The organism is Altererythrobacter sp. MTPC7, assembly GCF_042851395.1.
Taxonomy (GTDB): domain Bacteria; phylum Pseudomonadota; class Alphaproteobacteria; order Sphingomonadales; family Sphingomonadaceae; genus CAJXSN01.
Window position 1 is genome coordinate 20,976 of sequence record NZ_BTGS01000004.1, and the last position, 23,237, is coordinate 44,212.

At 64.1% G+C, this 23,237-nt stretch carries 20 protein-coding genes; 15 read left to right on the forward strand and 5 right to left on the reverse strand.

Annotated features, from left to right (window positions below; genetic code table 11):
* Nucleotides 1-12: 12 nt before the first annotated feature.
* The 7 genes from rpsU (at nucleotide 13) to ACGHJ7_RS04555 (ending at nucleotide 4,923) form a co-directional block, all read left to right on the forward strand.
* On the forward strand, nucleotides 13-219 hold the full coding sequence (gene rpsU, locus ACGHJ7_RS04525; RefSeq protein ID WP_006834591.1) for a 30S ribosomal protein S21: 207 nt from the start codon (nucleotides 13-15) through the stop codon (nucleotides 217-219).
* Nucleotides 220-348: 129 nt separating this feature from the next.
* The gene (locus ACGHJ7_RS04530) at nucleotides 349-927 is read left to right on the forward strand and encodes an FKBP-type peptidyl-prolyl cis-trans isomerase (RefSeq protein ID WP_390474844.1); all 579 of its coding nucleotides are present in this window, start codon (nucleotides 349-351) and stop codon (nucleotides 925-927) included.
* An 8-nt stretch (nucleotides 928-935) separates the two neighbouring features.
* Nucleotides 936-1,238, forward strand: a complete 303-nt coding sequence (gatC, locus tag ACGHJ7_RS04535) for an Asp-tRNA(Asn)/Glu-tRNA(Gln) amidotransferase subunit GatC (protein WP_390474845.1) — start codon at nucleotides 936-938, stop codon at nucleotides 1,236-1,238.
* Nucleotides 1,239-1,298: 60 nt separating this feature from the next.
* Nucleotides 1,299-2,783, forward strand: a complete 1,485-nt coding sequence (gene gatA / locus ACGHJ7_RS04540) for an Asp-tRNA(Asn)/Glu-tRNA(Gln) amidotransferase subunit GatA (RefSeq protein ID WP_390474847.1) — start codon at nucleotides 1,299-1,301, stop codon at nucleotides 2,781-2,783.
* A complete protein-coding gene (locus tag ACGHJ7_RS04545) occupies nucleotides 2,780-3,049 on the forward strand; it encodes a hypothetical protein (protein ID WP_390474849.1) in 270 nt (89 codons plus the stop codon). The genes gatA and ACGHJ7_RS04545 overlap by 4 nt, the downstream gene beginning before the upstream one ends.
* Complete coding sequence (gene gatB, locus ACGHJ7_RS04550) at nucleotides 3,049-4,545, forward strand: Asp-tRNA(Asn)/Glu-tRNA(Gln) amidotransferase subunit GatB (RefSeq protein ID WP_390474851.1); 1,497 nt, start codon at nucleotides 3,049-3,051, stop codon at nucleotides 4,543-4,545. Before ACGHJ7_RS04545 ends, gatB begins: the two co-directional genes overlap by 1 nt.
* Before the next feature lie 12 nt (nucleotides 4,546-4,557).
* Entirely contained in the window at nucleotides 4,558-4,923 is a 366-nt protein-coding gene (locus tag ACGHJ7_RS04555; RefSeq protein WP_390474852.1) for a helix-hairpin-helix domain-containing protein, read from the forward strand.
* A 105-nt stretch (nucleotides 4,924-5,028) separates the two neighbouring features.
* Here ACGHJ7_RS04555 and ACGHJ7_RS04560 read toward each other — a convergent pair whose 3' ends face one another.
* Together ACGHJ7_RS04560 and ACGHJ7_RS04565 are read right to left on the reverse strand one after the other, a co-directional pair.
* Nucleotides 5,029-5,334, reverse strand: a complete 306-nt coding sequence (locus tag ACGHJ7_RS04560) for a hypothetical protein (RefSeq protein ID WP_390474854.1) — start codon at nucleotides 5,332-5,334, stop codon at nucleotides 5,029-5,031.
* Nucleotides 5,335-5,458: 124 nt separating this feature from the next.
* Nucleotides 5,459-7,708, reverse strand: a complete 2,250-nt coding sequence (locus tag ACGHJ7_RS04565; protein WP_390474855.1) for an acylase — start codon at nucleotides 7,706-7,708, stop codon at nucleotides 5,459-5,461.
* 236 nt (nucleotides 7,709-7,944) lie between these two features.
* On the opposite strand from ACGHJ7_RS04565, the gene clpB reads away from it, so the two are divergent.
* From clpB to ACGHJ7_RS04580, 3 genes are all read left to right on the forward strand, one after another.
* Nucleotides 7,945-10,527 carry an ATP-dependent chaperone ClpB gene (clpB, locus tag ACGHJ7_RS04570; protein WP_390474857.1) on the forward strand — a complete coding sequence of 861 codons (2,583 nt, stop codon included), beginning with the start codon at nucleotides 7,945-7,947 and terminating at the stop codon, nucleotides 10,525-10,527.
* Between the two features lie 88 nt (nucleotides 10,528-10,615).
* Nucleotides 10,616-11,482 carry a methyltransferase domain-containing protein gene (locus ACGHJ7_RS04575; RefSeq protein WP_390474859.1) on the forward strand — a complete coding sequence of 289 codons (867 nt, stop codon included), beginning with the start codon at nucleotides 10,616-10,618 and terminating at the stop codon, nucleotides 11,480-11,482.
* A gap of 15 nt (nucleotides 11,483-11,497) precedes the next feature.
* Nucleotides 11,498-13,321, forward strand: coding sequence for a tetratricopeptide repeat protein (locus ACGHJ7_RS04580; protein WP_390474861.1), 1,824 nt, complete (start codon nucleotides 11,498-11,500; stop codon nucleotides 13,319-13,321).
* 218 nt (nucleotides 13,322-13,539) lie between these two features.
* Here ACGHJ7_RS04580 and ACGHJ7_RS04585 read toward each other — a convergent pair whose 3' ends face one another.
* Nucleotides 13,540-16,452, reverse strand: coding sequence for a TonB-dependent receptor domain-containing protein (locus ACGHJ7_RS04585; RefSeq protein WP_390474863.1), 2,913 nt, complete (start codon nucleotides 16,450-16,452; stop codon nucleotides 13,540-13,542).
* Nucleotides 16,453-16,849: 397 nt separating this feature from the next.
* Between ACGHJ7_RS04585 and ACGHJ7_RS04590 the strand changes: the two genes are divergently transcribed.
* The 5 genes from ACGHJ7_RS04590 (at nucleotide 16,850) to ACGHJ7_RS04610 (ending at nucleotide 21,145) form a co-directional block, all read left to right on the forward strand.
* Nucleotides 16,850-18,022, forward strand: coding sequence for an acetyl-CoA C-acetyltransferase (locus ACGHJ7_RS04590; RefSeq protein ID WP_390474865.1), 1,173 nt, complete (start codon nucleotides 16,850-16,852; stop codon nucleotides 18,020-18,022).
* Nucleotides 18,023-18,053: 31 nt separating this feature from the next.
* Entirely contained in the window at nucleotides 18,054-18,839 is a 786-nt protein-coding gene (locus tag ACGHJ7_RS04595; RefSeq protein WP_390474867.1) for an SDR family NAD(P)-dependent oxidoreductase, read from the forward strand.
* 61 nt (nucleotides 18,840-18,900) lie between these two features.
* Nucleotides 18,901-19,773: a crotonase/enoyl-CoA hydratase family protein gene (locus tag ACGHJ7_RS04600; RefSeq protein ID WP_390474869.1), complete on the forward strand. Its 873-nt coding sequence runs from the start codon at nucleotides 18,901-18,903 to the stop codon at nucleotides 19,771-19,773.
* A 10-nt stretch (nucleotides 19,774-19,783) separates the two neighbouring features.
* The gene (locus tag ACGHJ7_RS04605; protein ID WP_390474871.1) at nucleotides 19,784-20,662 is read left to right on the forward strand and encodes an S-methyl-5'-thioadenosine phosphorylase; all 879 of its coding nucleotides are present in this window, start codon (nucleotides 19,784-19,786) and stop codon (nucleotides 20,660-20,662) included.
* Nucleotides 20,663-20,668: 6 nt separating this feature from the next.
* Nucleotides 20,669-21,145 (forward strand): MarR family winged helix-turn-helix transcriptional regulator, encoded by a 477-nt coding sequence (locus ACGHJ7_RS04610; RefSeq protein ID WP_390474873.1) that lies wholly within the window; start codon nucleotides 20,669-20,671, stop codon nucleotides 21,143-21,145.
* 48 nt (nucleotides 21,146-21,193) lie between these two features.
* Here ACGHJ7_RS04610 and ACGHJ7_RS04615 read toward each other — a convergent pair whose 3' ends face one another.
* The gene (locus ACGHJ7_RS04615) at nucleotides 21,194-22,216 is read right to left on the reverse strand and encodes a type II secretion system F family protein (protein ID WP_390474874.1); all 1,023 of its coding nucleotides are present in this window, start codon (nucleotides 22,214-22,216) and stop codon (nucleotides 21,194-21,196) included.
* Between the two features lie 18 nt (nucleotides 22,217-22,234).
* On the reverse strand, nucleotides 22,235-23,206 hold the full coding sequence (locus tag ACGHJ7_RS04620) for a type II secretion system F family protein (protein WP_390474876.1): 972 nt from the start codon (nucleotides 23,204-23,206) through the stop codon (nucleotides 22,235-22,237).
* Nucleotides 23,207-23,237 lie beyond the last annotated feature (31 nt).

The window sequence follows — 23,237 nt, forward strand, 5'->3', positions numbered from 1 at the left end:
GTTTTGATTTAAATGCAGATCATGGTTCGCGATAACAATGTCGATCAGGCTCTCCGCGCGCTCAAGAAGAAGCTGCAGCGGGAAGGCGTCTATCGCGAAATGAAGCTGCGTCGCCACTATGAAAAGCCGAGCGAGAAGCGCGCCCGTGAAAAGGCTGCTGCCGTTCGCCGCGCCCGCAAGCTGGAGCGCAAGCGTATGGAGCGCGACGGGATCAAGTAAGATTCCGGTGGCTTCGGGCAGGCTGGCGATGAATGGCCGCTTGAAGCAGACAGCGTGAACAGCCAAGAGGGCGTGGAAGCGATTCCGCGCCTTCTTGCTATCAGGTCGAACCCTCAGGATACCCGCCACATGACCGAGATTACCCGTGTCCCCCTCAAGCCTGTCGCCAAGGGCTCTTTGACGAAGCTGTGGCTGGGCGTGATCGTCGCCGCCCTGATCGGCGTCGGCGTGGCCTGGGCGGCCGTTCCGCAAACGACGTCCGTCCGCACCGTGGAGGCAGGCAGCGGCCCGGTCGCCAGCGATGGCGATGTGGTCTTCGTGGAATATACCGGCAAGCTGGCCGACGGCACGGTGTTCGACCAGAACGAAGGACAGGCTGCTCCGGTGCAGGGCGTCTTCCCCGACGGCGTCCCGTTCCCGATCGAGGAAGGTGCGGCGATCCCCGGCTTCCTGAAGGGTCTGCGCCAGGTCCAGAAGGGCGGCGAATACGTCTTCGAAATCCCGGCGGACGAGGCCTATGGCAGCGAACCGCCGGCCGGCTCCACCATTCCCGCCGATGCCGACCTGACCTTCGAGATCCGGGTCGTCGACTTCATGAGCCGCCAGGACTTCGAGCGCCGCCTGCAGGCATTGCAGCAGGTGATGCAGGCGCAGCAGGGCGCAGGCCCGGGCGCGGAAGGCGCGGCCGGACCCGCACCGCAGAACTGAGGCACGCCATGTCCGTAACGAAGGAACAGGTCGCGAAGATCGCCAGCCTCGCCCGGATCGAGATGGGTGATGCGGAGCTGCAGCGCATGGTGCCAGAACTCAACAACATCCTCGAATGGGTGGAGCAGCTGGGCGAGGTCGATACCTCCGGTGTCGAGCCGATGACCGCCGTCATGCCCATGGCCCAGCGACTGCGCGACGACGAGATCGATGCCGACCCGCTGACAGGCGGCGGCGTGCGCGACAAGGTGTTGGCGAATGCACCGGCGGCCGAACACGGCTTTTTCGGCGTCCCCAAGGTGATCGAATAGGCGCGGGGCGGCGATTGGCCCTGCACGATGTAATATTGCTCTTGCCGAGCGGAGTTTCGAGTGACTGACTTTACCGATCTGGGCGTTCGCGAAATCCGCGACGGTGTCGCAAAAGGCGACTTCACCGCCCGCGAAGTGGCCGAAGGGTTCAACACCGCGGTCGAGGCCGCGGGCGAGCTCAATGCCTTCATCGTCACCACGCCGGACAAGGCGCTGGACGCGGCCGATGCCGTGGATGCCGCGCGGGCCAAGGGCGAGGCGCTTGGCAAGATGGCCGGCGTGCCGATCGGCATGAAGGATCTGTTCTGCACCAACGGCACGCAGACCACCGCTGCCAGTCATATGCTGGAAGGATTCGTGCCCCAGTATGAAAGTACCGTTTCCGCCAATCTGTGGAAAGCGGGCGCAGGTATGCTGGGCAAGCTCAATCTCGACCAGTTCGCGATGGGCTCCTCCAACGAAACGTCCTATTTTGGCCCGGTGAAAAGCCCGTGGCGCCGCAATGACGGCGGCAATGCGGCGCTGACCGCAGGCGGTTCCTCGGGCGGGTCGAGCGCAGCCATTGCCGCGCGCCTGTGCCCTGCGGCGACCGGCACCGACACGGGCGGCTCCATCCGCCAGCCCGCAGCCGTGACCGGCACGGTCGGTATCAAGCCGACCTATGGCCGCTGTTCGCGCTGGGGCGTGGTGGCGTTTGCCAGCAGCCTCGACCAGGCGGGCCCGATGGCGCGCAGCGTCGAGGACTGCGCGATCATGCTGGGCGCCATGGCCGGTTTCGATCCGAAGGATTCGACCTCGCTCGACATGCCCGTGCCCGATTGGGAAGACGCCCTGAATGCAGACCTGAAGGGTAAGAAGGTCGGCATCCCCCGCGAATACCGCATGGAAGGCACGCCGCAGGACATCCTCGACAGCTGGAAGCGCGGCGAGGAATGGTTGAAGGACGCAGGGGCCGAGATCGTCGAGATCAGCCTGCCGCATACCAAGTATGCGCTGCCCGCCTATTACATCATAGCGCCCGCAGAAGCTTCGTCGAACCTCGCCCGCTATGACGGCGTGCGCTACGGCCAGCGAGAACTGCCCGAAGGGGCAGGGCTGCAGGACATGTATGCCGCGACCCGCGCCGACGGCTTCGGCGACGAGGTGAAGCGCCGCATCCTGATCGGGACCTATGTGCTGAGCGCAGGCTTCTACGACGCCTATTACACGCAAGCGCAGAAAATCCGCACGCTGGTGGCGCAGGACTTCGAGAAAGCCTGGGATGAATGCGACGTCATCCTCGCGCCGACGACGCCCAACGCGGCGTTCGGCCTCGGCGAGATGCAGTCCGATCCGCTGGCGATGTATCTGAACGACGTGTTCGCCGTGCCCGCATCGCTCGCTGGCCTGCCGGCGATGAGCGTGCCCGCGGGGCTGAACTCGCAAGGATTGCCCCTCGGCCTCCAGATCGTCGGCAAGCCTTTCGACGAGCAGGGCGTGCTGAACGCAGGCCTCGCGATCGAGCAGCGCGCAGGTTTCGACGCGAAGGCGGAGAGGTGGTGGTGAGCCTGTTCGGCGAAAGCGACACCGACAAGCGCGATTTCAGCATGGGGCTCGCGGGCCTACTGGCAGGTATCCAGTCGCTTCGCATCCTCGCCGAACGCGGCATCGCTTCGGTCGAGGATATACGCACCGCGCAAAAGGGCGTGGGCGACGTCATTGCAACCAATCCGGCAGGCGAAATGTCGACTGCACACCGGGAGCAGATCGACGAGATGTTCGACAAGATCGCGGCGACTGCCGCCATTACCTTCGGTCCGAGGAAGAACTGATGAGCACCTACCGCATCCAGGGCGCAACCGGCGAGTGGGAGGTCGTGATCGGCCTCGAGGTTCATGCGCAGGTCACCAGCAACGCCAAGCTGTTCAGCGGTGCCTCCACCGAATTCGGGGCAGAGCCGAATACCCAGGTGTCGCTGGTCGATGCGGCGATGCCGGGCATGCTGCCCGTTCCCAACCGCGAATGCATCCGGCAGGCGGTGCGCACCGGTATGGCGATCGAGGCGCAGATCAATGCGTGGAGCCGGTTCGACCGCAAGAACTACTTCTATGCCGACCTGCCGCAGGGCTACCAGATCAGCCAGCTCTATCATCCGATCGTGGGCGAGGGGCAACTGCTGATCGAGGCTGACGAGAAGGCCGGGATCGCCGAGGACAAGGTCATCGGGATCGAGCGCATTCACGTGGAGCAGGACGCGGGCAAGCTGATGCATGACCAGCATCCGACCATGTCCTATGTCGACCTCAACCGCAGCGGGGTCGCGCTGATGGAAATCGTTTCCAAGGCCGACATGCGCAGTCCCGCAGAGGCGGGGGCGTATGTGCGCAAGCTGCGCTCGATCCTGCGCTATGTCGGGTCGTGCGACGGCAATATGGAGCAGGGCTCCATGCGCGCCGACGTCAACGTATCGGTCCGCCGTCCGGGTGAGGAACTGGGTACGCGCACGGAAACGAAGAACGTCAACTCGGTCCGCTTCGTCATGGCGGTGATCGAGGGCGAGGCGCGCCGGCAGGTAGACCTGATCGAGGATGGCGGCACGGTGGTGCAGGAAACGCGCCTCTACGATCCCGACCACAACGAAACGCGCTCGATGCGGAGCAAGGAAGACGCGCATGATTACCGCTACTTCCCCGATCCCGACCTGCTGCCGGTCGAGCTGGACGAAGCGTTTCTCGCCGAATGCCGCGAAAGCCTGCCCGAACTTCCCGACGCCAAGCGCCAGCGTTACGAGGGCGAACTGAGCCTGACGCCCTACAATGCGCGTGAACTGACCGCCGAGGTCGAGACTTTTGCCCGATTCGAGACGCTGCTGGCCGAAACCGCCAGCGCGCTCGGCAAACCGGAAGGCAAGGTTGCGACGCAGGTCGCCAACTGGTCGCTTTCCGTCGCGCCCGGCGTCATGAAGTCGCTCGGTGACGAAGCTGATCCGGTCCATGCTACGGCCGCGCGTCAGGCCGCTATCCTGAAGATGCAGGATGCGGGCGAAATCAGCGGCGGACAGGCGAAGGAAATTTTCGAGATCGTCCTGAAGGAAGGCCGCGAGCCCGCCGAGATCGCGGAGGCCGAGGGCCTGAAACAGGTCAGCGACACCGGCGCCATCGAAGCCGCGATCGACGACATCCTGGCCAACAACCAGGACAAGGTCGAGCAGTACAAGGGCGGCAAGGACAAGCTGTTCGGCTTCTTCGTCGGCCAGACGATGAAAGCGATGCAGGGCAAGGCCAACCCGGCCGTCGTCAACCAGATTTTGAAGGACAAGCTGGGATAGGAGAGGGACACCATGCGCGATTTGCTGGATACGGGAAACAGGGACCAGACTGCTTTGCTGGGCGCGGGCTTGGGCGGCCTGATTCTGGCAGCAGCGGCAGGCGCGGCCTTCGTTCTATGGCAGCGTAGCGCGGAGAAAGCCGGAACGGGAGATGACGGCGATTCCGGCGCAGGTACGCACGACGATGATTTGACCCGGATCAACGGCATCGGTCCGGCCCTCGCTGCAAAGCTGCGCGATAACGGCGTTACCAGCTTCGCCCAGATCGCGGCATGGGATGCCGATGATATCGCAGCCTTCGATACGAAGCTGAAATTTGTCGGCCGGATCGAGCGCGACGACTGGACCGGGCAGGCGAAGACCCTGCAAGGGGCCTGACCCGAAAGAAGGTGCCGCGCGAATGCTGGGCGCCAGAGTAGGGCGCATGAAAAAGGGCCGCCGGATCGCTCCGGCGGCCCTTTTCGTGTCTGCTATAGAGAGCGCTTAGCTCTGGCGTTCGCCCGTCAGCGGCATCGCGCCGAATGCGCCGGCATTGACGTTGCCGGTCAACTGATCGCCGGCAACGGTAGCTTCGCATTCCAGCTTCATCGGCATCGGGACGGTCATGTTCATGTCCCAGGTCAGCTTGTCGCCGTCGATCTTGCCGTTTTCGACATCCATCGAACCCATGCCGCCCTGCATCGAGCCGGTGAAGGTCTGGCCATCATCGCCGGGAACGACGGTGAAAGTGCCCTTCTGGTCACCCATCGGGCTTTTGACGACGGTATCGTAGGAACCTGCAACGGACATGGTATTCTCCTTGGGTAGTATCGGTATTGACTGAACGCGGCTTTCGCCGCTGCTTACACTCGTGTCAACAAGCGAGGGTGGGCAATGTTCCGCCGCATGGCCGGATCGTATCAGGCATCATGATCTAGCGCGCGCTGGTGACAGTCTTGCGACTGGCAGCATGGGCCAGCACGTCCTCGCGCCAGAAATGCACCGGCTTCAGCTTGTGCTGGACAAACAGCGCGGCCTGGTCCGTGTAATGTGGGCTGTTCGGGCGGGTGGTGGCGGATCCGAAGGGCTGGATGGAACGGCTGGAGACGCGTTCGCCCGGCAGCCATTCGACCCACTGGATGAAGCTGTCGCCATGGCGCACGGACAGGCGACCATCGTCGTCCACGTCCCACAGGGTCGAGGCGCGCAGCGTGTCCGAACCGCCGTCCAGAGGCAGGTCCACGCCGTTCTCGCCTTCACCCTGCCGCAGGCGGAGCAGGTCGGACATGGGCGGATCGAGCCGGCCGAAATGTTCCATCAGGTGCTCGGTCGCCCGCTCCAGTTCCTCTTTTGCGTCGGGCCATTCGCCGTTCTGGTAGTCTGCCCCCATGAACGGGCGGATCATCAAAAGGGCCAGCGCGTCCGCTTCTCCGATGCCGTCGGCGGTGAAATCCCATTCCGACAGCATTCGGCGTGCCTTCTTGGCGTCGGGACTGCGCGGCTTCGACTGAGCGACCTCCATCAGCATTCGCGCGACATAACCGCCGCGGTCATAGCCGGTATCGTACTTGATCCGCTCCAGCGCAGCACGGTCCAGCCTTTCCGCCTCGCTCATCAGGCGCCAGCCGCGACTGCCGCGATTGGTATCCTTGATCTCGATGCCGAGCTCGGGAGCGAAATCGTCCTGCGACAGGTCGCTGCCGGGTCCCGCGTCCATGAACGGATTGTTGTTCGCCTCGAACACCCAGCCGCTGGCCGGGTTGGTGTACCGGGGAAGGGCTTCGTAATCGACCGGGCCGGGCCAGATCAGCCGGCTGTCGTCGCCCGGCAGGATACCGCGCCAGTTCACCGGCTTGCCGTCCAGCTCGGCCACGCGGTCGGGGATCGCGGCGTTGTAGATGTTCGCGATGTTGCCGGACTTGTCGCCATAGATGAAATTGGTCGACGGGATATCCATCCGGGCGAGGATGGACTGCCACTCGTCGAACGTGGTTGCCTTGTTGAGCCGGTAATAGGCGTCGAGCTGGCCTAGGTTCCCGATCCCGCCATAGCGGACCGCGAACGCGCCTTCATCGTTGACGATGACCGGGCCATGCACGCTGCGGTGCACGTCGCGCCTGACGGGCAAAACGATCGGGCCCAGCTTCACGGGCAGGGTGACCGTGCGTGTTTCGAGCTCCCTCCATTCGCCGTCGAGGCGATAGCGCGTGCCGCTTTCGTCCATTTCCAGCCGGTAGACGTCGACCATGTCGGGCGTATTGACCGTATTGGTCCAGCCCAGATGCTCGTTATGGCCGAGGAAGGGGAACGGGCTGCCGGGGAAATTGGCGCCAGCATAATGCCATCCTTCACCGCTCTCGACGACAAGTTCGTACCACGCGACGCCGCCGCGCCAGGGCTGGTGCGAATTGCTGATCAGGATAGTTGGCCCGCCGGATTTTTCCGGTGCGACGGCAAAGGCGTTGGAACCTGCATGCGCCGCATCTTCGCCCATCGGAATCGGCAGGGAAGCGACCGTAACCGAATCGGCGGCATCCACCGGCGAGACGGTGTCTTCTGCAGGTTTGGCTTCACCGTCCGGGGACACCCCCGGAATGGCCGGGCCCTGCTCTCGGTTCAGCGGCTCGCCAGCGACCAGCGGGCCTATGACGTTGGCAAGGCCGAAGAAGAAGGGCTGACGCAGGGCGAAACCGGCGGCAATGTCCTCTCCGTCGAGCGGGAAGAGACGGTCGAGTTTGACTTCGCCCGGATTGGCGGCAGCGTAGTCGTTCAGGCCGGTGGCATAGGCATCGAACAGCGCACGCGTATCGGCAGGCAGGCGCGGATATTCGCGCGCTGCGGTCTCGCGGCTGCCCAGCAGGTGATACATGAAATCGACCTGCGCGCCGTCCTGACCGGCGATCGCGCCGTACCGTCCGCGGGCCATGGCCGCGACATCCTGGAGGGTGAAGAAGTCGTCCTCAGCATGGGCGATGGCGACTCCGTAGGCGACATCGGCATCGGTCGCACCATAGATGTGGGGCACGCCGAAATCGTCGCGGATGATCTCTGCAGTATAGACGCGGCTCGATGCCGGCACCTGCCCCTCGCGCGCGGCGAAGGGTTCCCACACCATGCCCGCCACCAATACGCACAGGACCAGCACGAGCGCGCCCAGGCCGATCCGGCCCCAAATGGATTTCATTTCACAACTCTCCCTGCCCGGTGCCTAGCGCGCATGACCGGAGGCGGGAAGGGACGGGGCAGGGCCGACGACACATTTTTTGGAAGCTGCCCCTCGCAGCCACCGCCAATGGTCCTATATCGAGGTCTATTAGGTGACTAACACACCTGCCGTGAGCCAGATATGCGCCGGGCCCTTGTGCTGCAAAAATGCAACACTACATGCAGGCGGTAACCGAATGAGGGGTAATTGAACGTATGAATCTCGAAAAATTCACCGACCGCGCCAAGGGCTTCCTGCAGGCCGCGCAGACGGTTGCCATCCGCATGAACCACCAGCGCATCACGCCGTCACACCTTCTGAAGGCGATGATCGAGGATTCCGAAGGCATGGCCAGCGGCCTGATTGCGCGTGCCGGCGGCAATCCGCGCATGGTAGAAAGCGAAGTCGACGCCGCGCTCGCCAAGATTCCGGCCGTCAGCGGCGGCGGGGCGCAGGCGACGCCGGGCCTCGATAACGATGCCGTGCGCGTGCTCGACCAGGCAGAGCAGGTGTCCGAAAAATCGGGCGACAGCTATGTCACGGTCGAACGCCTGCTGGTCGCGCTGGCGCTGGCCACGACGACCGCCGCGGGCAAGGCGCTGGATGCTGCCGGGGCCGATCCGAAGGCGCTGGAGACGGCCATCACCGAACTGCGCGGCGGACGCACGGCGGACAGCGCGAATGCCGAAGAAGCCTATGACGCGATGAAGAAATATGCCCGCGACCTGACCGAGGCCGCGCGCGAGGGCAAGCTGGACCCGGTTATCGGCCGAGACGAGGAAATCCGCCGCACGGTGCAGATCCTTGCCCGCCGCACGAAGAACAATCCCGCCCTGATCGGCGAACCGGGCACGGGCAAGACCGCCATCGCCGAAGGGCTGGCCCTGCGTATCGCCAATGGCGACGTACCCGACAGCCTTAAGGGCCGCACGCTAATGAGCCTCGATATGGGCGCACTGATTGCGGGCGCGAAATATCGCGGCGAGTTCGAGGAGCGGCTGAAGGCCGTTCTAGATGAGGTGAAGGGCGCGGATGGGCAGATCATCCTGTTCATCGACGAGATGCACACGCTGATCGGCGCGGGCGCGAGCGAGGGCAGCATGGATGCCTCCAACCTGCTGAAGCCTGCGCTCAGCCGCGGGGAGCTCCACTGCATCGGCGCGACCACGCTGGATGAATACCAGAAATATGTCGAGAAGGACCCCGCGCTGCAGCGGCGGTTCCAGTCGGTCTATATCGACGAACCCAGCGTGGAGGATACCGTATCCATCCTGCGCGGGATCAAGGACAAGTACGAGCTGCATCACGGCGTGCGCATCACCGACGGCGCGATTGTCGCCGCGGCGCAGCTTTCCAATCGCTACATCCAGAACCGCTTCCTGCCCGACAAGGCCATCGACCTGATGGACGAGGCGGCGAGCCGTATCCGCATGGAAGTGGAATCGAAGCCGGAGGAAATCGAGAACCTGGACCGCCGGATCATCCAGCTGAAGATCGAGGAATCGGCGCTGGGCAAGGAAAGCGACGCGGCCAGCCGCGACCGCCTGGAAAACCTGCGCAAGGACCTCGCCGAACTGGAACAGCAGTCGAGCGAACTGACCACGCGCTGGCAGAACGAACGCGACAAGATCCATGCCGAGAGCCGCATCAAGGAGCAGCTGGATGCAGCGCGCATCGAGCTGGAACAGGCGCAGCGTGCAGGCGATCTCGCCAAGGCAGGCGAGCTGTCCTACGGCACGATCCCGGGGCTCGAGAAGCAACTGGAAGAAGCCGCCGGCGCGAACGAGAACGCGCTGCTGCGCGAGGAAGTGACCGAAGACGACATCGCCGGCGTCATCAGCCGCTGGACCGGTATCCCGGTCGACCGCATGCTGGAAGGAGAGCGCGAGAAGCTGCTGCAGATGGAGCAGATCCTCGGCAAGCGGGTGATCGGCCAGGAAAAGGCCGTGGTCAGCGTCAGCAAGGCCGTGCGCCGTGCACGTGCCGGGCTGAAGGACCCGAACCGTCCGCTCGGCAGCTTCCTGTTCCTCGGCCCCACCGGCGTCGGGAAGACCGAGTTGACCAAGGCGCTCGCCGGCTTCCTGTTCGACGACGACAGCGCGATGGTCCGCATCGACATGAGCGAGTTCATGGAGAAGCACGCGGTCGCCCGGCTGATCGGCGCGCCTCCGGGCTATGTCGGTTACGAGGAAGGCGGCGTTCTGACCGAGGCGGTGCGGCGGCGCCCTTATCAGGTGGTCCTGTTCGATGAGGTCGAGAAAGCGCACAGCGATGTCTTCAATGTGCTGCTGCAGGTGCTCGACGACGGGCGCCTGACCGATGGGCAGGGCCGCGTGGTGGATTTCAGTAACACGCTGATCATCCTAACCTCGAACCTCGGCAGCACGCATCTCGCCAACATGACGGACGACCAGAAGGTCGAGGATGTCGAACCGCAAGTGATGGACGTGGTACGCGGACATTTCCGCCCCGAATTCCTGAACCGGCTGGACGAAATCATCCTGTTCCATCGCCTGAGCATGGAGCACATGGCGCCGATCGTCGAAATCCAGGTGGGCCGCGTGCAGAAACTGCTGAAGGACCGGAAGATCACGCTCGACCTGACCGACGCCGCGCTCCGCTGGCTGGGACGGGTGGGTTACGACCCGGTCTATGGCGCGCGGCCGCTGAAACGCGCGGTCCAGCGCTACCTGCAGGACCCTCTTGCCGACAGGCTGTTGCAGGGCGAAGTGCCCGACGGTTCTACAGTCGGGATCGACGAGGGTGATGGCGAACTGCAAATGACCATCGCCGCCTGACGGTCGACACGCGCGCGCCCGCATGGCAGCAGGCTGCCTGCGCTGACCGGCATCGTCGCCGGACAGCGCGCCAGGCGAAAGGGAAGGCATGGGCGCGCGCGAGGACTGGAGCAGCTACTGGAACGCTGCGGATACCGGCTCTGCATGCCTGCCCGGTGCCGGTGGCAACGCGGAAGGCGTTCTCGCAGGCCGTTGGCAGGATTTCGCAGCCCGCCTGCCGGACGGGGCATCCGTGATGGACCTCGCCTGTGGCCGCGGTGCTGCTGGCGAGGCGATGCTCTCCGAGAGGCCGGACCTTGCCATGAGAGGCGTGGACTACGCCGACATTCCGAACGAAGGTGCAGCCGCCTTCCCCGTCGAGGGCGGGGTCGACCTCGCCGATCTTCCCCTGCCGGATGCCTCGATCGATGCCGCTATCAGCCAGTTCGGGTTCGAATATGCCGGAGATGCGGCGGCCGGTGAGCTTGCCCGGATACTGAAGCCGGGCGGGGCCTGCCGGTTGCTGGTGCATCATCGAGGCAGCGCAGTCGTTGCGGCAAATGCAGTGCGCGCGGACATCCTGTCCGCCTTGCTGTCCGGTCACGCCATCGCCTTCACCCGCACTCGCAACGCGCAGCGCCTGCAGGCGCTTTTCGATCCGCTGGTCCGCCATTTCGGGGAACACGCGCTGCTGCTCGAACTTGCCAGTGCGTGCCGTGACGCCCTGCGCCTGCCCGATGCCGAGCGCGCAGGGCGGTGCGAGGCTCTGGAGGGCGGGATGCAGCGGGAGGCGGGCCTGCTTCGCGCTCTCGCCCATGCCGCGATGGATGCTGGCGATATCGATCGCTTGCACAGCAGAACCGCCTCGGACATGGACTGGCACGAACCGGCCGTCATTCGCAGCGACGCAGGAAGCGGCTCCGCCGATGACGGGGCGATCCTGTGCTGGGAACTGGACGGCACGAAGAAAGCATAGGGAGCCGCAGACGCCATGACCGAATCGCCGCAGGTCCTCGCCCAGCGCGCCCAGCAAGCGATGCAGGAAGGGCGCTTCGACGACGCGCACCCCGTCCTCGCCACACTGCACGCCATGCTACCCGCCGATCCGATGGTGGTGTTGATGCAGGCCTATACCTACCGGGCACAGGGGCGCGGAGAGGAGGCACGCGCAGCGTTCGAAAAGGCCATCGCGTTGCAGCCCGAAGGCCCGGCCATTCGCGGCCCCTATGCCAGCTGGCTGGTCGACCTGGGCGAATACGAGGCGGCTGCCGCGCAATACGACGCGATCCTCGCGAGCGGGCAGGACCTGCCTGAAGTGCAGATCGACAGGCTCGTTGCGCTGGCACACACGGCGCGCCGCGATGAAGCGCTGGCTGATCTTGCCGCATTCGTGGAGCGTAATCCGGGTCTGGTGCGCGCGGCCAACAATCTCGCGCTGTTCCTGCGGGCAGATGACCGCATGGACGAGGCGGAACAGGTTGCAGCCGATGTGCTCGAGCGCGATCCCGGAAATGCGCGTGCGGCGCGGATCGTGGCGCAGTGCAGGCATGAGGCGGCACGCGATGCGGGCAATGCGCTACAGCAGGCTGCACGGCTCGCGCCCGAAGACCTGTCCTTGCAGGCCTCGCTGGCACAGGCCGCCGTGGACGACGGGCGCGCCGAGGAGGGTATTGCTCTTCTGGAAAAGGCCGTCGCCGCCAATCCGCTATGGCTGGAGGGGCACCGATCGCTGGCGGACATGAAGCGTCAGCATACCGGCGATCCCGATTTTGCCGCGCATTACGAAGAGGCAGTCCGGCAGGCCGGCGATAATCCGGCGCTGTGGGCGACCTGGTCCTCTCTCGTCGCGCGGGTGGAAGGGCACGAGGCGGCCCTGTCCATTATCGAGCGGGCTGAAAAAGCGCTGGGGTCGGCCGATGCCATGCTGCTGGCGAGGGCCAACAGCCTGTCCGAACTCGGGCGGTTTGCAGAAGCGGATGCCGCCTTTGCGCGGCTCGATCCGCGCGGCGATCTCGACCACGCAAAGGCCTATCTCCGGTTCCTGACGATGGCGAAGCGGTTCGAGGAAGCGCGCGACCTTGGCATGGCCCTGAGCGATGAAGGGCGCGCCGATGGCGAGACGTGGCCTTACACCGCGATAGCCCTGCGAAAGCTGGACGACGAACGATGGGCGTGGCTGGAAGGGCAGGAGAGCTTTATCCGGACGTTCGACCTGACCGACTTCAGAAGCCGCCTGCCCGAGCTTCGCGATGAGCTGGAGGCGCTGCACGTCTTTCGCCATCAGCCCATAGCACAATCGGTCAGGGGCGGGACGCAGACGGCCAATATCCTGTTCCGCAACCAGTCCCCCGTCATCCAGGACCTGGTAGCCAGCCTGCGTGACTGCGTGCGCGACTATATCGACGGATTGCCACCGCGCGATGCGACGCACCCGCTGCTGCGCCTGCCGCGCGCGGGTTTCCGCTTTTCGGGAAGCTGGTCGATCCGGCTGACCGGTGGTGGTTTCCATGCGAGCCATATCCATACGCATGGCGACATCAGTTCGGCTTTCTACGTGACGCTGCCGCCGTCGTTGCAAGACGGAGATGAGTCAGCGGCTTCGGGCCCGGACAAGGCCGACCATGAAGCTGGCTGGCTTGCGCTTGGGGAGCCGGCGGCAGAGCTGGACACCGGCCTTGGCCCTATTCGAACGATTCGTCCGCAGGAGGCGCGGCTGGCGCTTTTCCCGTCGACCATGTGGCACGGAACGCGCCCATTCGACGATGGCAAGCGTGTGACCTGCGCGTTCGACGTGGTGCTGAAGCCCTACGTTTGAACGGACGAGGGCGGGGCGCCTGGCCCCGCGGCGCGCGCGTTCTAGCCGATAGTTTCAATACACCTTCATGAAGCGTGGCCCCGTGCGAACGGGGCTGCAAACCTGCGCGTCTGCTCGCGGCGGGCGCAGCAACCATATTCGCGGACCGCACAAACAAAAACGGCGGGCCGAAGCCCGCCGTTTCCGTTGTCGCTATCGCGACGCTTTGAATTCAGAGATTAGAATTCAAGCGCGGCGCGAACGAAGATGTTGCGGCCCACCGGGTCGTAGATACCCGGGTAGGTGTTGCCGTTGCTCGGGCTGTAAGCCGAACCGACGATCGGCGGATCCTTGTCGAACAGGTTGTTGACACCGGCCGTGAAGGTGATGGTGTCGGCAACCGTGACCGAGCCGGACAGATCGAAGTAGCTGTAGCTGTCGATCTCGTTCAGTTCCTGAGCGTTGGTTTCGATCGGAGCGTCTGCCTCGACGGCACCGAAGTAACGCCAGCTCACGTTCACCGAGAAGCCGCTGTCCGCACGGTAGCCGACGCGGGCAACGTGTGCGTAATCCGGCTGCGGCGAACCACAGGTCGAACCGTAGAAGCCGGTGCACTCGATGAAGTCTTCACCCGGAAGGGGCTGGAACCGGTTGTTGATCGTGTAGGTACCGGCATAGTTGAAGTATGCAGCGCCTGCGGCGATCGGGTAGTTGAACCCGGCCGTGACGTCGACACCTTCGGTTTCCAGCGTACCGATGTTCTGCAGCGTGTTCACGACGAAGCCGTCGTTCGCGTCGCTGCCGATCCACAGGTCACCGGTTCCGGCATTACGGTTGATCAGGTCACAGAAGGCCGGATCGCCGCTCGACAGGCAGTTGTCGATAGCCGTCTGGGCACCGACGCCGCCGATCGTACCGTCGATCGAGATGTTGAAGTAGTCGACCGTCAGAGCGAAGCCGCGAAGGCCCAGCGCATCGGTTTCGAGAACCACACCGGCGGTGTAGCTGTCCGACTTCTCAACGTCGAGGTTCGGGTTACCACCGCTCAGCTGGTTGTACTGGCCAGCCGGGTTTGCCGGGATGTTGCCGTACTGGGCTGCCGTCACGCCGGTGTTGGCACACTGTGCCAGCGTAGCGGTCGGGGTTGCGGTTGCACACGGATCGGTACCGCCGAAGAGGCCGATGTTCTGCGGAGCGAACAGGCTGGTGACGTTCGGCGAGCGAACGGCACGGCTGTAAACACCACGGAACGAGAGCCACGGGGTCGGAGCAAGCGTTGCGCCGATCTTGTAGGTCTCGCTGCCACCCGACGTGTTGTAGTCGGAGTAGCGGAAGCCACCTTCGATTTCGAAACGGTCGATGAAACCGCCGTCGATGACCGGAACCACGAGTTCGGTGAAGAATTCGCGAACGCTGAACGAACCAGCGACCGGAGCGGTCGGGCCGCCCTGACCGGACAGGTTGCCCTGTGCGAAGTTCTCGTCGACGCGCAGTTCGTATTCTTCGCGGCGGTACTCGGTACCGAGCACGATGGCTGCATCGCCGGCGCCGAACAGGTCGAACAGCGGGCCGGTGACGTAACCCGAAGCCACCGAGGTGGTCAGGTCGGCGTTCTGCAGGGCAGGAACCGCGATGTATTCGAACGCAGCGCGCGTGACGCCGCCGATTTCGAAGACGTTGAGCGGAACACAGCCAGCCGGCTCACCTTCACCCGGGCAACCGTTGATCGCCGCGTTGATGCGGCTGACCGAAAGGTCGTTCAGGTAGGTGTTCTGGTAGATCGTCGTGCCACGCAGTGCGTAGACGTCGTAGCTCCAGTCGCCAAACAGGTCGCCGCGCATACCCAGCACACCGCGGTAGCTGGTGTGACGCAGGTCGTTCTGACGCGGGTCGCCTTCGACGAGACGCTTACCGATCAGGATGCCGACGCTGTCGTCGTCGCCGTCACAACCCAGGGCGTTTGCCTGCTGGGCGCTGAGCAGCGTGCTGCCGCAGGAAAGCGTACCCGGGCCGTTGAAGAACGTGCCGGAGAAAGCGATCTGCGCGACCGAACGGTCGTCCATGAACTGGAATTCAGCGTAGGGGTTCAGGTTGTCGTTGATTTCGTAATCAGCGAAGAAACCTGCGGTCCAACGGGTGTCGGGACGCTGGTAGTAGTTCGTCGGAGCGTAGTTGTACGTGTCTGCACCCGTGCCCGAGAAGGCCAGCGAGTCGCGGAACGTGTTGCCCGGACCGTTTTCGTCGAGCGTCAGGACGTTCGTACCGGTCAGGCCGTTGGCACCCGGCGAGGTCACGAAGAACGTGCCGTTCGGGGTGGTCGACGAACCGGCGCAGGTGAAGCCCGAAGGATCGGAAGGCGAGAACGACAGGGCGCAAGCGCTTTCGTCGTAGTTTGCCTGCACGATTTCGTCGATTTCACGATAGCCGACATAACCGGTGACGTGGCCGCGGCCGTCGTCGAAACCAGCGCCGAAGGTGGCGTTGATGTCATACGCGAAACCGGCGTTCTGCGAGTCGTTCGGAACCGGGTTGTTGGTACGACGCAGCAGGTCCTGCAGCGTGTCGTCCTTGTTGCTCGTGTTGTAGAACGAGACCTGGCCTTCGATGCCGAAACCTTCGTAGTCGCGGTCCATGATGAAGTTCACAACACCGGCAACGGCGTCGGCACCGTAGACGGACGATGCACCACCGGTCACCAGTTCCACGCGCTCGACGAGCTGGGCGGGGATCTGGTTGAGGTCGGGAGCGGTTGCAAACGGGTCACCCGACGGCATGCGACGGCCGTCGATCAGGACCAGCGTACGGGTCGAGCCGAGGTTACGCAGGTTGACGGTTGCGGTACCCGATGCGCCGTTCGAAACGAAGGCGGTCTGGCCGGCAACGGTCTGCGGCAGGTCGTTCAGGATGTCTTCGACGCGAACCGTACCGGTTTCGTCGATTGCTTCTGCACCGACGGTCGTAACCGGCGACACGCTCTCGACTTCGGGACGCACGATGCGCGAACCGGTAACGACGATCGGGGCACCCGTGGTGAGATCGTCTTCAGCGGCCGGCGCTTCCGCGGGCTGCTGAGCCATAGCGGGCTGTGCAACCAGTGCGACGCCAAGCGCCACCGGTGCAGTAGCCAGCTTGAGCTTGCTTTGCATTTTCATGTTTGATCAGTCCTTTGTACAATTTCGAAACCGAAACGCGCCCGGCTCCGAACACTCTCAGATCTGTAAAGACCGCTGCGGACAATAGATGTACGCCCCCCGCGGATGCTTCCGTTTGCACGAGGCGGCGGGACCAATGCAAAGCAATTGTCGCGGATTTTAACGTTCGATGACACTGTGTGGCAGTTTTGTCACAAGGGATTTTTGCGCGGAAAACCGTGCCCAATCGTGCAGCGATAGGTCTGGTGAGCCGGTCCGGAAGCGGCATGTCGGAACCGCCTTCGACACGGGGCCTGTCCGGCACGTCAATGTGCCTTTCGGGGGCCGATGCTCGGTTGACGCAAACGTAAGCCCCGCTTACCCAGTCTCGAAGAAAAACCTTCTGGAGAGAGAAGCCATGGCCACTGCCTATATCGTCGACGCCGTACGTACCGCTGGGGGGCGCCGGGGCGGGCGTCTGGCGGGGGTGCATCCGGTCGACCTCGCCGCCAAATCGCTCGATGCGATCGTCGAACGCTCGGGAATCGATCCCGCTGCCGTCGACGACGTGATCATGGGCTGTGTCAGTCAGGGCGGCGAGCAGGCGATGCAGGTCGGACGCAATGCCGTACTCGCCACGAAGCACCTGGGCGAAAGCACGCCCGCGGTCACCATCGATCGCCAGTGCGGCTCCAGCCAGCAGGCAATCCAGTTCGCCGCGCAGGCTGTCATGTCGGGGACGCAGGACGTCGTCATCGCCAGCGGCGTGGAAAGCATGAGCCGCGTGCCGATGGGCAGCACGGCGATGTTCCACATGAAAGAGGGGCTGGGCAACTACAAGTCGCCGGGCCTCGAGGAGAAGTATCCCGGCATCCAGTGGTCCCAGTTCATGGGCGCCGAGATGATCGCGGAGAAGCACGGTTTCTCCAAGGACCAGCTCGACAGCTTCTCGCTCGGCAGCCACCAGAAAGCCATCAAGGCAACCGAGGCTGGTCTGTTCAAGGACGAGATCGTGCCGGTCGAGATCGAGACGCCCGAAGGCACGGAAATGCACGTCGTGGACGAGGGCATCCGCTTCGACGCAACGCTGGAAAGCATCGCCGGGGTCAAGCTGCTGAGCCCCGAAGGCAGGATTACCGCCGCCAGCGCCAGCCAGCTCTGTGACGGGTCGAGCGCTGTCCTGATCGTCAGCGAGGAAATGCTGAAAACGCATGGCCTGATGCCGATGGCCCGCATTCACAACCTGACCGTGACCGCAGGCGATCCGGTCATCATGCTGGAAGAGCCGCTGTTCGCCACCGACCGCGCGCTCCAGAGGGCAGGCATGAAGATCGACGACATCGACCTTTACGAGGTGAACGAGGCGTTTGCGCCGGTGCCGATGGCATGGCTGAAGCACACGGGCGCGGATCCCGACCGGCTCAACGTCAATGGCGGCGCCATCGCGCTCGGCCATCCGCTGGGCGCCAGCGGTACGAAGCTGATGGCGACGCTGGTTCATGAGCTGCGCGCGCGCGGCAAGAAATACGGACTGCAGACGATGTGCGAAGGCGGCGGCGTCGCCAATGTCACCATCGTCGAAGCCCTGTAGGAAACACTCCCCAATACGAGAGGATTATGTGATGGAAGTATCTGCAAACACCCCCGCCGTCGTCACCGGCGGTGCATCGGGTCTTGGCGAAGCGACGGCCCGCGCGCTCGCCGCCAAGGGCGCGAAGGTCGCCATTTTCGACATGAACGAGGAAAAGGGCGAAGCGGTCGCCAAGGATATCGGCGGCGTGTTCTGCAAGGTCAATGTGACCAGCGACGAGGACGTGGACGCTGGCTTTGCCAAGGCGCGCGAAGCCCATGGGCAGGAGCGCATCCTGGTCAATTGCGCCGGTATCGGCAACGCGATCAAGACCGCAAGCCGTGACAAGCAGACGGGCGAGATCAAGCACTTCCCGATCAGCGCGTTCGACTTCGTCATCCAGGTCAACCTGATCGGCACGTTCCGCTGCATCGCCAAATCGGCGGCCGGCATGATGAGCCTCGACCCGCTAAGCGACGAGGGGGACCGCGGCGCAATCGTGAACACGGCTTCGGTCGCGGCCGAAGACGGCCAGATGGGGCAGGCAGCGTATTCCGCATCCAAGGGCGGCGTCGTCGGCATGACCCTGCCGATCGCGCGCGACCTGATGAAGGAAGGCATCCGCGTAAACACCATCCTGCCGGGCATTTTCGAAACCCCGCTGATGAACGCCGCACCGCCGCAGGTGAAGGAAGCGCTGGCCCAGTCCGTGCCGTTCCCCAAGCGGCTCGGCAATCCGGGCGAGTATGCCAAACTTGCCATGTGCATGATCGAGACGGGCTATTTCAACGGCGAGGATGTCCGCCTCGACGGGGCCATCCGCATGTCGCCGCGCTGATCGGCAAAGCTAGGGGAAGGGCGGCCATCGAGCCGCCCTTTTCGTATCGGGAGAGAGACGCATGACAGACTTCGCGCAGATCACGCTGGACAAGGCCGATGGCATCGCGACCATTACGCTGAACCGGCCGGAGAAGATGAACGCCTATACCCGCACGATGGGGGCCGAAATCATGGCGGCCTTGGACGATACCGATGCCGACGACAGCGTGCGTGCGGTGATCTTCACCGGTGCCGGCGACCGGGCGTTTTGCGCCGGGGCCGACCTGACGCCCGAGGGCGGCGGGCACGTGTTTTCCGACCCGAACCAGGTCGATGACCTGTCCGACCCGCGCGTGCGTGACGGCGGGGGCCTGCTGACCCTGCGCCTGTTCGAATCGAAGAAGCCTCTCATCAGCGCGTGCAACGGCGTCGCGGTGGGCGTGGGCGCTACGATGCAGTGCGCGATGGATATCCGGCTGGCGGCGGACAATGCGCGTTTCGGTTTCGTCTTCGCGCGGCGCGGCATCGTGCCCGAAGCGGCCTCCAGCTGGTTTCTTCCGAAGATCGTCGGCATCCAGCAATCGCTGGAATGGTGCTTTACCGGAAGGATATTCGATGCGGCAGAAGCAAAGGAGGCAGGCTTCGTCCGCTCCCTCCACCCTGCAGGCGAACTGATGGGCGCGGCTCGCGCGCTGGGGAGAGAGATCGCGGACAACACCTCTGCCGTATCGGTCGCGATGACCCGCGCGATGCTGTACCGGCTGTCGACCGCCGACCACCCGATGGAGGCACACAGGATCGACAGCCGCAGCATCTATCGGCTCAGCCGCAGCAGCGATGCGAAGGAAGGCATCGCCAGTTTCCTGGAAAAGCGTCCGCCCGACTATCCCGACACGGTCAGTGGCGATATGCCGGACTTCTATCCCTGGTGGGAAGAAGCGGAATACAAGTGAGCATTGCAGGATGAGCAACTGGCATATCGGGGTACTGGGCGGCAGCGGCCTGTACGAAGGCATCGCGCTGGAAGACAGCCAGGAGATCGAGGTCGCCTCCCCCTTCGGTGCGCCGTCGGGCCCTGTCACGACGGGGCGCGCCAGGACTGCCGGTGGCGATGTGCGGGTGACGTTCCTTGCCCGGCACGGCGCAGGCCACCGATTGTCGCCCGACAGCGTGAACTACCGCGCCAATATCGACGTGCTGAAACGCTGCGGCGTGACCGACCTGCTCGCCGTTAGCGCCATCGGATCGTTGCGAGAGGAAATGGCGCCCGGACAGATGGTGGCTGTCGACCAGTTCATCGACCGGACCTGTTCACGGCCCCCCAGTTTCTTCGGCGAGGGGCTGGTGGCCCATGCAGGCCTGGCCGATCCGGTCTGCGCCCGCCTTTCCGCGTTGGCAGCCGATGCTGTCGAGGCGGCAGGCGGCGCGGTCCATCGCGGCGGAACCTATGTCGCGATCGAGGGACCGCAATTCTCGACCCGCGCGGAAAGCCGGATGTACCGCGCATGGGGCGGCGATGTCATCGGTATGACCGGCATGCCCGAGGCACGCCTCGCGCGCGAGGCGGAACTGCCATACGCGATGCTGGGGATGGTGACCGATTACGACAGCTGGCGCGATACCGAAGCCGGTGTGGAAGCGCACGACATCATGGCGACGCTGGCAGCGAATGCAGACCTTGCGCGCGCCACGCTGGCCGCCCTTCTGCAAGGTCTCCCCGCGATGCGTGAGGCCAGCCCGGTGGACACCGCGATGGAGCATGCGCTGATTACTTCGCCGGAGCGGCGCGATACGAACCTGGTTGCCCGCCTCGACGCGGTCGCCGGTCGCCTGCTCGGCTGATTGCGCATGTCCGGAACCGGCAACCCCTCTTCCGAGAGCGGCACCAGCACGCTTGCGGATTTCCTGCCTTACCGTCTCTCGGTCGCATCCAACGCGGTCAGTGCGCGTATCGCCGATCTTTATCGCAGCCGGTTCGGGCTGACGATCGGCGAATGGCGCATCATGGCGATGCTGGGTGAAGGCGAACCGCTGACCCAGCGCGAGCTCGTGACGGCCACGCTGATGGACAAGGTGGCGGTCAACCGCGCATGCAAGGTGCTGGAAAAGCGCGAACTGGTCTCCCGCACACCGCATCCCGATGACGGGCGTTCCCACCGGCTGGCGCTGACCGGCGCAGGGGAGGGGATCTACAACGAAGTCATGCCGCTGGCCCGCGAGATCGAACGCCAGTTGCTGGCAGGCTTCACGGAAGAAGAATACGAAACGATGCGCGGCCTGCTGGCACGGTTGCGCCAGCAGGCCGAACATATCGGATCGGGTTGACCCGGCCGAAGCGGAGCACCGTTTGCAGCGCGCCGCGGGCCGTCCCTGCTAGCCCCCTCCGCCGGCGAGGTCGTCACCGGCAAAGGCATCGCTGATGGAACAGGCCGCCGGGCCCAGGATGACGATGAACAGCGTCGGCAAGATGAACAGGATCAGCGGGACGGTCATGATGGCCGGAAGGCGCGCGGCCTTTTCCTCTGCCCGCATCATGCGCTCGTTGCGGAATTCCGCCGAAAGGACACGCAGGGCGGAGGCCAGCGGGGTACCGTAGCGCTCGGTCTGGACCATGGTCGTGACCACGCCCTTCACCGATTCCAGGTTCACGCGGTAAGCGAGGTTGTCGAACGCCTGCTTCCGTTCGCTGAGAAAGGATAGCTCGATCGCGGTCAGGGCGAATTCGTCGCCCAGTTCGGGATAGGCACGTCCCAGTTCCTTCGCCACGCGGTTGAATGCGGCGTCGACCGTCAGGCCGGCCTCCGCACAAATGACCAGCAGGTCGAGCGCGTCGGGCAAGCCCTTGCGAATGGCGTCGGTACGCTTGGTCGCCTTGTTCTTGAGGAAGAGCTCGGGCGCCTTGTAGGCGAACCCGACGGCACCGACCAGCACGCCGAGACGTTTCGTAGAGCCCCAGTCGGCGGGAAGCATGTCGGTTGCATAGATGATGATCGCGGCAATGATGCCGATCACGACCGGCAGGATGGCGCGGATACCGATGACCAGAACGGCCAGTTCCTGGTTCCGGTAACCGGCATGGGCCAGTTTCTGCCGGATATCGTCGACCTGGCTCTGCTGCAGGACCTTGAAGCTGTCGAGCGTGTCGCGGACCTTCTCGGTCGTCTCGGTCTTCTTGACCAGGCTCTGGCGCTTCTTGCCGGAGGCGGTGATGATACCGGCCTTCAGTTCTTCGCGGCGGCTGTTCAGAGCCTTGACCCGCTTGCTCATGGGGTCCTTCACGGTCACTGCGGCATATATCGCCAGCATGACAGCCATGGCGGCGACACCGGCCAGCAGTGTCCCGACCAGCAGGACATCGACTCCGAGGAGCGTGGGGCCTTGTGGGTTATCGAGCATGGTTCTCTTCTTCCCCGGTCAGATTTCGAAGCTGACCATCTTGGCCATGATGAATACGCCGATGGACATCCATACCAGGCCGCCGAGACCTGCGACGATGAGGCGGTCTTCGGAGAAGAAGCCGGCGACATATTCCGGATTGATCCACCAGATCAGGCCGAACACGATGAAGGGCAGCGAGCCCACGATGTAAGCGGAAGCCTTCGATTCAGAGCTCATGGCCTTGATCTTGAGCTTCATCTGCGTGCGTTTGCGCAGCACATCGCCCAGATTGCTGAGCGTTTCGGCCAAGTTACCGCCTGTCTCACGCTGAATCGCAAGGGTGATACAGAAAAAGTTGAATTCGGGGATGCCCAGGCGGTCGGCGGTTTCCTGAAGCGATTCCTCCATCGTGCGACCGATCCTGATACGCTCGACGATACCCTTGAATTCCACGCCCACGGGGCCGGGGATTTCCTGCGCTACCACGGCAAGCGTCTCTGTCACCGGCAAGCCCGAACGCAGGCCGCGGACCAGCAGGTCGATTGCGTCGGCAAACTTGACGTTGAACTGCGTGGTGCGCCGCTTGATGAAATGATTGACCACCATATGCGGCAGGCCGAGCCCGACGACGATACCGACCACGGCCGACAGGGCAAACGCGCCTGAGCGCAGGTAGACGAGAACGGCGACCGCGAGAAACAGACCAAGCGAGGAATAAAGATACTGCGAGACGGACCAGCCCTTACCGGTCCTCTGCAGGCGGATTTCCAGCGCTTCGAGCCGCGAACCGGACCCGGCCACCTTGTGTGCCCGCGGCTTGCGCGATGCGATGGCCTTTTTCAGCTGGCTTTCGACCTTCGTGTCGGTGCTTTCCGAATGCCGGAACCGAACGGCCTGCAGCCGCCGCGCGCTTTCCTTGCCGGCGGACGGACCGGAGACAGCCATGTAGCCCACGACGAGGAAGGCCATCAGGCCCATCGCGAATAGCAGGAGCTGGAATATGCTCATCGGTCAGTACTTCCGTTCAAATGCGCAGGGG